Origin of the sequence: uncultured Bifidobacterium sp. (assembly GCF_959020145.1) — a bacterium.
Taxonomy (GTDB): Bacteria; Actinomycetota; Actinomycetes; order Actinomycetales; family Bifidobacteriaceae; genus Bifidobacterium.
Genome location: NZ_CAUEQY010000033.1, coordinates 1 through 11,622 on the forward strand (window position 1 = coordinate 1; position 11,622 = coordinate 11,622).

Here is an 11,622-nt window from a genome sequence, read left to right on the forward strand (position 1 = left end):
CCGCCCAGCCGGTATCCACAGGCGGATGCGTGTTCGCCGCATGGGCGCAGAAAGCCAACAATTACGCCAAAGTGTGCTCCGTAGACGGTTCGGATACGGCATTCGACACCCTGACCAACATCAACGTCACTTCGGAACTGATATTCCGCACCAACCATCGTCTGGTCATACTCAACGACGTGGTCAACGGCAACGTTTGGAATCCGCAGGAATCCACCAAAGTCATCAAAATCCAATGGAACAAGGTGGAAACCAAACAGTCGAAGCAACAGGAACAGAACAACGACAGCGCCAACAACCAGCATAATTTCAGCAAGACCTGCTCGTCGCAATCCGGCCAGATCAAAGCCGAAGATGATTCGTTCGGCGCGAGAACAGGATCGCAGCAGATCCTCGACGTGCTCCGCAACGACGAACAGACCGACTGCTCCGTACTGCGCATCACCTCGGTAAGCGCCCCCGACGGCGCCAACATCAGCGTTTCCCCCGTATACGACGGACGATATCTGCAGCTCGACGCTTCCGCGGCATCCGAAGGATCCGTATCGTTCAGCTATGAAATCTCCGACGGACGCGGGCAAACCTCCAACGCCAACGTAAGCCTCACACTGGTAGGCGGGGACGACAACGCGCCCCAGCAAACCGATACGCCACCGGAAATCGACGTGGAACAAGGAGCGACCTACACCACCAACGCGCTGGGCAGCTTCTCCGATCCCGACGGCGACCCGCTCACCCTCGTATCCGCAACCCCGCAAAACACCGACCAGGTGACCGTTTCCACACGCGCCGACGGGCAGCTCGTGTTCAACGCGGGATCCATGTCTTCCGGACGCGCCGGCATCGAAGTGACCGTTTCCGACGGCCAGCAGACCGGCACCGGCATGGTGTATTTCTCAGTGAAACCGGCCAACACGCTGGCCGCGGTGATCGATCCGGCCGTCAAGCAGACCACGCCAGACACCCGCACCACCATCGCGCTCAAACAATACGTGCATGGCACCTCGGCCGAACCCGCGCAGCTGACCGCCGTGGAAACCCCATCCGGCGCATCCACCACCATGAACGCCACCGATATGTCGTTCACCTTCAGCGCATCCAACCCCGGCACCTACTACGTGCCCTACACCATCACACAAGGATCCATCCCCTCGACCGGCCTGGCCCGCATCGAAGTGCAGGCGGTGACCGGAGACTCCGCCAAGCCCATCGCAGCCAACGACGTGGCACTGCTCGGCGCCGACAACACCGCAATCGTGGAACCACTGTCTAACGACGTCGACCCGATGGGTGGTGTGCTATCCGTGACCAGCGTGACCGCCGATGCGGCGAGCGGCATCAAAACCGGCGTCGTAAGCAACAAGCGCGTCTACATCACCGCACGGCAGGTACCGACCGAGCCCGTGCAGATCAAATACAGCGTCGCCAACGCGGCAGGCACGTCAACCGGCGTGATCGTACTGCAGCCACCGGCACTGACCACCTCCAACTCCGTGCCGAAAGCCGACAACATCACCACGCAGGTACGCACCGACGGCATCGTCTCCATCGACGTGCTCGACCACGTGACCTACTCCGACGGCACCACGGTAAGCCTGCAAAACGACCTGCAATACGACAAAAACACGTTCAAAGGACTCGTATTCGTATCAGGCAACACCGTACGATACCAAGCATCCGACCAAACCGGATCCTTCCCCGTAACGTACACTGTCAAAGACAATCTCGGCAACGCGGCATCCGCCACAATCACCATCAACGTGCATCAAAAAGACGCTTCCAACAAGGCTGCGCCAACACCATCCGACGTCGAGGCGCAAGTCGCGGCCGGCCAAAAAGTCCAGATCCCGATCACCTTGACCGGCATCGACGCCGACGGCGACGACGTGCAGCTGCTCGGTCTCGGCAACAAGGCGCCGACACTCGGACGCATCAGCGAAGTCGGCGCCACCTACCTGGTATACGAAGCCTATGCCGACTCCACAGGAACGGACACCTTCTCATACGCCGTCGAAGACTGGACCGGCCAACGATCCCAAGCGCAAATCCGCGTAGGCGTATTCACATCCGGCACCGACTCGGGCGTATACGCGCGCGACGACGAAATCACATTGCGCCCCAACACCGCAGCAACCGTGCCCGTGGCGCAAAACGACATCTCCGGAGACAACACCGACCTGGCCGTCAGCGAAAACGTCGAATCGCAAGACATCAGCAATGTGACCGTGGCGGACAATACGCTCGCCTTCACCACTCCTCAGCAGGCGGGCACCTATTACGTGGTGTATACGGTCAAAGACAAGGCAGGATTGTCCGACACCGCGACATTGACGGTGAACGTGGACGACAACGCCACCATCGAACCGCCGACAGCATACGACTACCGTGTGCCATCTTCCGCGACGATCGATAAGAAATCCATCGACGTGGACGTTTCGCAATGGATCGCGAACCCTTCCGGCAGCGCCGACGAACTGCAGGTGGCCGTGGATGATTCCGCCACCGACCATGCGCATGTCAAGGGCGGTGACAAGTCCACGACCATTAGCGTGGACTTGACGGACGAGGCGCGAGCCGTGCCGTACACCGTGACCAACACGACGTATAACATCACGTCCACTGCGTTCATCCAAGTGCCCGCGTACGGCGTGTTCCCGCCGACCCTTCGACCGAAGGCGCCGGCTTTGAAGGTGAACGCACGCGAGACGATCACCATCAATATCGCCGATTACGTGCGTGTGGGCGCAGGCAAGACCGCGTATGTGGACGGCGCCGATTCGGTGAGCGCCACGAAGGCCGCGGACGGCGACCTGTATGTGAACGACCAGACGTTGAAGTTCACCGCATCAAAGGATTATTCCGGTCCAGCGTCCATCACCTTCACCGCGGTGGATGGCAAACGCGACAAGAACGATAATGTGAAAATCATCAATTCGGCGGTGTTGACGTTGCCGATCACCGTGATCGGACGTGACATGCCCGCGCCGACGTTCTCCTCGTCCACCATTGACGTGGTCGCAGGAGAAAGCGCCACCACCATCGATCTGACCGCGTTGACCCATTCGGCGTCCGACCTGTACGACGATGAGAAGCAGTACACGTATTCGGGTGGCACCGATTCCGACCAGGTGAGCGCCAAAGTGAGTTCGAACGGCAAGCTGACCGTGTCCGCCGACAAGACCGCTTCGCCGGGAACAACGGTGAGCGTGCCGATTTCGATTCAATATTCGAAGGGCACGGTGAGTGCGGGCGTCACGGTTCGCGTGACGGCCTCCAACAGGCCTTTGGCACGCATCAACGCGAAAACCGTGAAGGTCAAGGCAGGATCCAGTGAGGAAGTGAACCTGCTGTCCGATGCGTATAATCCGTTCCCCGATTCCGCATTGACCGTGACCGGATGCACGTCCGATGGCGCGTCGAAGCTGACCGTGGACTGCCCGTCCAACGGTGTGGTGTCGATCAGCGCCTCGTCCGATATCGGCGCGAGCACCAACAAGGTGATCGTCAACGTGCGCGATGCCACCAATACGAAGGAACGTGAGGTGACGGGCACCATCAACGTTTCGGTGATGGACAAGCCGGATGCGCCGCTGCTCTCCCCCATCGCCGGAGACCCGCAGGATGGCGCGGTGAATCTGAGTTGGACGGCCGGCTCTTCGAACGGCAGTCCGATCAGCGAATACAAGGTGTCGTGGGGCGGCGACGGTTCCGGCGAGAAATCGTGCGGATCCGTGACCTCCTGCCAAATCACCGGCTTGAAGAACGGCAAGACGTACTCGTTCAAGGTGCAGGCCAAGAATGAGGTCGGCTGGTCGAAGGAGTCGAATGGCGTGGAAGGCACGCCTGACAAGCTTCCGGACACGCCGACCGATGTGAAGGCCGAAGCTAGCAAGAACACCATCACTGTCACATGGAAGGCTTTGGAGGGTAATTTCTCCGCCGTCGACAAGTATCAGGTGACGTTGAGCGGTCCGAATGTGGCGAATCCGGTCCAGGAAGTCACTGGCACCAGCATCACGTTCAAATTCGACGACAATGCGATCACCGACGGTGCATCCTATACCGCCACGGTCAAGGCGCATAACAAAGTGAACTGGAGCCAGCCCTCCACGGCATCCAATGCCGTTTCGCCTTGGGGTACGCCTGACAATCCGACTATTTCCGCCGATCAATCAGGCGACAAGATCGTGGTGAGAGGGCGGATCAATGACGCACGTAACTCGAAATACCAGTCGATTACGGTAAGCATCGAGGGCGAAGACAAATCCGTGGAGACAAGCGCCAAGGATTATTCCGTCGAATTCGACATTAAGAACGAGTGGTACTACAGAAAACTTAAGCCGACGATTACCGTGGTTACGGAACGCAGTGGCTCATTGCGCAACGAAGCGTCCGTTTCGACTTTCACAGCAGTCGATCCTCCAACCAATGTGAAGCTGGAACTCAACAACAACACATGTGTGGCGACCTGGTCCAGAAAAGGTGGACGCGTCACAGGTTTCGTTGTAAAGGCCAAGGGTTATTACGATGATGATGTTCATGAGAGCAGAGCCGAATGGCCGCTTTCCGGTGATTGGAGCACCTGCGATACGGTAAGCGTGCAACAGTACTTCATCGACACCTCACATCTCAGCGACCCAGCAATCGCTACCGATAATACCGTCGGCAACAAAAAGCCAGCGGAAATCACACTGCCATCCTCATTGACGTGGGATACACAGAACGCCAACATCATTCATGTCAATGGCGGTAGTTGGGAGGCCCACGGGCGAAGTGTCAAAGGCCAGATCGTTATCACTCCGGCAGGGGAAAGCTCGCATACCTACGATTGGCCAGCTAACGGCACACTGGATGTTTCCGACATCACCAGTCCTTCCGGTACCAGATGCGATTGGGAGGTTCGCGTGATCACCACTGCCGGGGAACCAGAAATCAATGCGACCAAGAAAAGCTCTGATCCCGTGACCGGAGTCCGATACGAGGAGAAAACCCCCGATCCGGAACCGGGACCAACCCCTGATAATGGAGAGACGCAATCCTCGATAGACACCAATGCTTCAGCCATCTCATTACGAACAGGGTTGGCAGGAAAACAGGCGCGAGGCATCTCATTCACCGTCAAATAAGCAAATTCAACATCACAACCAATCATCAATACGATCAATAGAAGCAACCAAGGAGTACCTATGAGCAACGAAAACGACGACGCCACCCAGCTGGGTTCCATTGGGCGCCATATGAGCAAGCCGCAACAGCCCGGCAATCCGCAGGCACGCCCCGCATTCCAAGCTCCAAGCCTGCCGACGCATCCGCAGGAACAGGACGGAGACGAGGAGGGCACGGTACTCAGCACGCATAACGCAACCCACTACGCCGCCAACACGTTCGACGCCGACGAGGAGGGCACGGTACTCAGCACGCATAACGCAACTCCTTCCAGGCCGACGAGGCCTACGGTTCCAATGGCGCAGCCCATGCAGGCGCAACCGACGCAATCCGCTCCAACACAACAGCCGCTACCACAATCGCAATCGGCTCCCGTAATGGCAACGCGCCAATTCCCGCAGACTACGGCACCAAGCGTCAAGCCCGCGCAGCCGGCCATGGCTTCTTCCATGATGTCCGCGCCGCAGGCCGACATCACCGAATTCCATGAACTGTTCGCCCAACTGGTCGGCAACGTCTCCCAAGTCGTGGTCGGCAAGGAACAGCCGATCCGCCAATGCGCCACCGCCATGATCGTCGGTGGCCACATTCTGCTCGAAGACAATCCGGGGACCGGCAAAACGCAGCTGGCCCGCGGCCTCGCCAACTCCATCGACATGTCGTTCAAACGTATCCAGTTCACTCCGGATCTGCTGCCGTCCGACGTGGTCGGCGTAACCTACTACGACCAGAAGAACGGCGAATTCGAATACCGCGAAGGTCCGATTTTCGCATCCATCGTGCTCGCCGACGAAATCAACCGAGCCTCGCCAAAAACGCAGTCCGCACTGCTCGAGGTCATGGAAGAGCAGAAAGTCACCGTCGACGGCGAAACCCATGCGGTACCGCAGCCGTTCATGGTCATCGCCACTCAGAACCCCATCGAGCAACTCGGCACCTACAAACTGCCTGAGGCGCAGATGGACCGTTTCCTCATCAAAACAACCATCGGCTATCCGAGCCATGACGTAAGCGTGAACATCCTCAAGCAGGTCAACGTCATCGACCGTGCCTCCACCGTACATGCGGTGCTCACCGGCAACGACGTGCTGCGCATGCGCGCCATCAGCGAAACCGTGCGTCTCGACGACGCGATCATCGAATACATCGTGCGCTTGGTGGAAGCGACGCGCCACAACGAACGCATCCAAGTCGGATCGTCCATGCGAGGCGCGCTCGCACTGACCCGATGCGCCCGCGTGTGGGCCGCGTCCAGCAATCGCGGATACGTGGTGCCCGACGATGTGAAGCAACTGGCCGTCGCCGTGCTCGCACACCGCATCACGCTCACCGCGGAGGCCACATTCGCGGGATCCACCCCCGAACAGATGATCGAACAGATCCTCAATGAAGTGCCTTCACCGACCGTGGGCGCCACCGCCTGAAACGCACGGCGCAGCCAGCCGCGTACGACACGGCACACGCAAAGCGCACACCCCACACGAAACGTTCGTAAACCCCCGAAAGGTCAAGCATGCGACAATCCAAAACCATGCAGCGCAGGAGAACCATGCAACGATCCCTGCGACGCATCAAGCATCGCATCAAACGACTGGTCACCTCATACGTGTCGCCGCTCGGATGGGCCGTGACCGGACTCGCCATCGCCTCACTCATAGCGTTCACAATCCTCAGCTGGCATGAACTGCTGACCATGGCGATCGTGTTCGCATGCATGATGGTCGCCGCCATCATGCTGTCGCTCGGCAACACGTCGTTCACCGCCACCATAGACGTGTCCAGCAGGCGCGTCACCGTGTCAGACACGGTGAAAGTCGATGTGTGCGTCGACAATCCAGGGCGCACGCCAACCACATCAGCACGCGGCGACCTGCCCATCGGAGACAGCCACGAACGATTCGCCATCCCCATGCTCGCCGCCGGCCAATCACGCCAAACCACCGTGGAATTCACCGCCGTCTCCCGCGCGGTACTGCCGGTCGGTCCCCTGTCCATACGCAAAGGCGACCCATTCGGACTCGTACGACACGAAAAGAAACTTGTCGACCAAATCAACGTGTTCATCCACCCGAAAACCGTTATGCTGAACACACTCAACGCCGGAATTCCGCGAGATCTCGAAGGCCAGCCAAGCGGCGAAATCGTCGACGACGACCTCGATTTCTACGGACTGCGTGAATACGAGCCAGGCGACGACGTACGCAACGTGCACTGGCTCAGCTCCGCAAAAACAGGCGCACTGATGATCCGTCAATACGAGGCGACCCGACGCACCGACACCGCATTGACCATCAGCGTGAACCCCGACGACTATGTGAGCTCCGACGAATTCGAACTGGCGGTATCCGTCCATGCCTCCATCGGCGTGCAATGCCTGCTCCAAAACCGACCGGTGACCTCACACGCGGGAACCGAACACATCATGCCACGCAACTCCACGGAATTCCTTGACGGCTGCAGCGCCATCTCCCCCGATATCAGCGACAATCCGAATCTGGCGCAAACCACCCTCGCCCATGCCCCCGACTCATCGTTCTACTACATCACCGTCGGCAGGCTCAAAAACATCGACGAAATCAAACGCATGGCGCTCGCACTCCCCCGATCCGCAACCTGCGTGGTACTGCAAACCGCCATCGGACAGCCACGCGCCATCAAACGATACGCCGATTTCACCTTGGCGACCGTAGGAAACCTAGACGATCTCCCAATGATCATGGGGGTACTGGAATGAGCACCACAGGACTTTCCACCCACAACACCAACACCGGCGACACCGGCCGCACCACCGGATTCGGCAACACCTTCACCGGAACCGGCACCGGCTCATGGGCCGACTCCACACACTCCGTCATCTGGATGTCACGAGACGGCAAATCACAGGCACTCCCCTACCTACGCCGGACACGCGCCTCGCAATACGCAAGCCTGCTCGTCGCAGCCCTACTCACCCTCGCCGCCGCCAGCAACCTCATCGACGTCTACGGATCGGCCGCATCCTGGGCGCTCGCCGCCATTCCGGCCACCATCATCGGATCTCTCGTGGCGCTCGCAGGCACGGTTCCGGCACTTCGTCTCTGGTGGCAGATGCTGTTCATGGCCGTCGCCCAGCTGGTTGTCGGCCCTGTACTGTTCCTCAACGACACCACCATCGCCCATATTGTTCCGACCTTGCGCACGCTTACACAAGGCTGGATGAACATGCTCGGATCGTTCAAATTCATTCTGTCGGTCGAACCTCCTACCGGTACCGCCGATGGCTGTTTGCTGGCCGTATGGACCATCTGCCTGTGGTTCGCGCTACTGACCGGCATTTTCGCAGTGACTGAAGATGGCCGATTCACCATGATCGCCATTATTCCCGTTACCGCCAATCTTGCGATTTGCGCGCTGCTCGGCTCATCTTCCGGCTATTACCGCATGTTCGTAGGCACCATAATGGCGCTCATATTGGTGATTTGGATCAGCGCACGTTGGAAATTACTGGAATTGGGACGTTGGCTCAGTTCCGTCGTGATCGTGGTGCTTTCCGTCGCATTGGCGATTGGAGGATGCCTCGTCGTCGATCAGGACCGCACCATTCTGCGCGACCATTATGATCCGCCGCTTAGCCCGTACAATTACACCAGTCCGTTAAGCGGCATGCGCTCGTACATTACAAACAGTAAGGACGATGTGCTCCTCACCGTCGAAAACCTGCCCGCTGGATCAAGCGTGCGACTAGCGGTCATGGACCGTTTCGACGGCAACGTATGGAATCTGTCCGACTCCACCATGTCGTCGGACTCCTCCAATTACCGACGTGTCGGCACCTCCATCACCAACAATGCCGAAGGCAAGAAATTCACCGCCACATTCACCGTGGACAAAGGACTCAGCGACTACTGGCTGCCCATGGCCGGAGCCGCATCCAGCGTGACATTCGACAACAGCGAAAACTCCGACTCGTTCTACTACAACAGCGACACCATGTCGGCCATCTACCCCTCACGCACCTCCGAAGGTCTCACCTACACGGAAACCGGCATCATGCCAACGGTTCCCACCGACAAACAGATCGCCAAAACAGACGCGGCCGCCATCAGCCAGCCAAAAGCCGAAGATGTGCCCGACTGCGTAGACAAACTCGCCACAGCCATCGCCGGAGGCCAATCCAAAGGCGGCGAAGCGGCCCAGGCCTTAGCCGAAAAGCTCAAAGAATCCGGTTGGTTCTCACACGGATTAAGCGGCGACTACCCGTCAACCGCAGGCCACGGCAACTACCGCATCGACCAACTGCTCGCCGGAACGGCCATGGTCGGAGACAGTGAACAATACGCCTCCGCCATGGCATTGATGGCACGCAGCCTAGGTCTTCCCAGCCGTGTGGTACTCGGATTCCTGCCAAAAGACGACGAAGGTGAAATCAGCGAAAGCCGCACCGAAGAACAAGGAACAACCACCATCACGAAATTCACCGGCAACGACGTGACCGCATGGGTGGAAATCAAACTGGACGGCTACGGTTGGGTGGCATTCTATCCAACGCCAAAGGAAACCAAAGTCCCCGACGAAAACCAGAACCTCACCCCACCGAATCCGCAAACCCTGGTACGCCAGCCCCCGGTACCACTCACCGACCCGCTACGCGACGACACCCAGGCCAAAGGCAAGTCCTCAATCGGCGGAAGCATGGCCGACGAAACCTCAGCCAACCTGTTCTGGCAGCATTTCGGCAGAATCGCAAGAAAAGTAGCCATCTACGGAAGCCCTCTATGGACGCTGCTCATCATATGCGGTCTCCTGCTCGCCATCAAAGCGATCGCACTGGCACGATCAAGAAAACACGGCAGCACGCAGCAGCGTGTGGCAGCCGGCTGGCAATCGGTCGCCGCGCTCGCACGGCAAAGCGGACTCGACATTCGAGGCACACGCAGCGAACAGGCGGTTTCGATCGCGAATCAGATGGATATTTCCCGCGAGACCTTGCTCGCTTTGGGCGCGCAAGCCGATTACGCGGCCTTCTCCGGTAATTTCGTCAACGAAGAGCATGTGCAGCAGTATTGGCGCGATATTGCACAGGAACGCAAGTACATGCTCAAGTCATTGCCGACGTTACGCCGATGGCGTGCCAAACTTTCGCTTGCCGACGTTTTCCACTGCCGCAGCAACCGCAGCAGGCGGAACAACGGCAGCGATCGGAAGCACAATCGTAAGAAAGGACGGGACTCATGATCTTCCGTAGCATCGAGGCCGGCCTGAATAGCAATGTCGGGTGCAAAAGAAAAAACAACCAAGACAACGCTCTCGCCAGCCGTGGCGTATATGTCGTATGCGATGGCATGGGCGGCGGCAAAGGCGGCGAGCGGGCCAGCGCACAGGTGGCGGCATGTTTCTCGCAGCTTGCCGAACAGCCGTCGCGCAACCGTACGTCCATCGAACATGCGTTGAGCCAATCGCAGCAACAGGTGCTCGAACTTGGCCAGGAGCTTGGCGGCATCGCCGGAACCACCATCACCGGCGTGGTGCTGCCGACTCGCGTTGAAGATAGCGTGCATGAACAAGCCATCGATGAGTACTGCTACGTCATCAATGTCGGAGATTCACGCACCTACCATATGCGCGCCGATGCGGAAGGCCATTGGATGGCGGAGTCGCTGACCCGGATCACACGTGACCATTCCGAACGGCAGAACGCCATCGACACCGGCGAAATGCTACCGGACGAGGCGAACCAATGCGTACCGCGCAATATCATCACCCAATGCGTCGGCGCTCCTGACGGCATTCAGCCGGACTGGTATGCGGCGCGCTCCACGGGACGTTTCATCATCTGCTCGGATGGCCTGCACGCGCAGATCGATCGGGAACTGCTCGCCGATGTGGCGGCCGCATATGGCGATCCGCAAGTCGCCGCGGATATGCTGGTGCAGTCCGCGCTCGACGCGGGCGGCAACGACAACGTCACCGTGATTGTGCTTGATATATGCGGCAAATCATCGGATTATTCGGCAAACGACGATTGGAACGTCAGCAAAATCGACGATCACGAGGATATCGGCGATTTACAGGAAAGCACATTGCAAACGTTACGTGCCGTCCAATAATGCGCATGTTCCCGCAATGACAATCGTCAATAATCGGATTTGTCACGTTATATCGGCGTCTTCAATACAATATTTACAGACCACGAGATAAGGAGATCATGATGGTCGATTTCGATGCCGCGGTGGCGGCCGTGCAGGATCCGAACGCAGATCCCGTATTCCTGGCGAAAATCGCTTACGAAAATCCGGAATTCGGCGCGAATGTGGTTGCCAATCCGCGTGCGTACCCAGGCCTGAAGCGTTGGGTCGCCCAGTTCGGCGACGAACGCGCACGTCAGCAGCTGGTCGCGATGGGGTGGCCGGTTCCACAGGACGGAATCATGCAGCAGGAGGCCGAGACGGCTTCTGAACAGACGCAATACCAGATGCC

Annotated in this window: 5 protein-coding genes and 1 pseudogene; all 6 read left to right on the forward strand. The window is 58.6% G+C overall.

What is annotated here, in order from left to right:
- Positions 1 to 5,126 (forward strand): Ig-like domain-containing protein (locus Q5H33_RS07145; protein WP_302423758.1); only part of this gene is annotated, 5,126 nt, incomplete at its 5' end.
- A 60-nt stretch (positions 5,127 to 5,186) separates the two neighbouring features.
- Positions 5,187 to 6,590 (forward strand): MoxR family ATPase, encoded by a 1,404-nt coding sequence (locus tag Q5H33_RS07150; protein WP_174767758.1) that lies wholly within the window; start codon positions 5,187 to 5,189, stop codon positions 6,588 to 6,590.
- Positions 6,591 to 6,697: 107 nt separating this feature from the next.
- Complete coding sequence (locus Q5H33_RS07155; RefSeq protein WP_302423765.1) at positions 6,698 to 7,900, forward strand: DUF58 domain-containing protein; 1,203 nt, start codon at positions 6,698 to 6,700, stop codon at positions 7,898 to 7,900.
- Complete coding sequence (locus Q5H33_RS07160) at positions 7,897 to 10,380, forward strand: transglutaminase domain-containing protein (RefSeq protein WP_302423761.1); 2,484 nt, start codon at positions 7,897 to 7,899, stop codon at positions 10,378 to 10,380. Before Q5H33_RS07155 ends, Q5H33_RS07160 begins: the two co-directional genes overlap by 4 nt.
- Positions 10,377 to 11,252: a PP2C family serine/threonine-protein phosphatase gene (locus Q5H33_RS07165; protein WP_302423763.1), complete on the forward strand. Its 876-nt coding sequence runs from the start codon at positions 10,377 to 10,379 to the stop codon at positions 11,250 to 11,252. The genes Q5H33_RS07160 and Q5H33_RS07165 overlap by 4 nt, the downstream gene beginning before the upstream one ends.
- A 101-nt stretch (positions 11,253 to 11,353) precedes the next feature.
- Positions 11,354 to 11,622: pseudogene (locus Q5H33_RS07170) on the forward strand (hypothetical protein); the annotation flags it as partial.

Excerpts from the sequence above, each read along its gene's own strand:
- Q5H33_RS07150 (WP_174767758.1), top strand. The coding sequence starts at position 5,187 with ATGAGCAACGAAAACGACGACGCCACCCAGCTGGGTTCCATTGGGCGC.
- Q5H33_RS07155 (WP_302423765.1), top strand. The coding sequence starts at position 6,698 with ATGCAGCGCAGGAGAACCATGCAACGATCCCTGCGACGCATCAAGCAT.
- Q5H33_RS07160 (WP_302423761.1), top strand. The coding sequence starts at position 7,897 with ATGAGCACCACAGGACTTTCCACCCACAACACCAACACCGGCGACACC.
- Q5H33_RS07165 (WP_302423763.1), top strand. The coding sequence starts at position 10,377 with ATGATCTTCCGTAGCATCGAGGCCGGCCTGAATAGCAATGTCGGGTGC.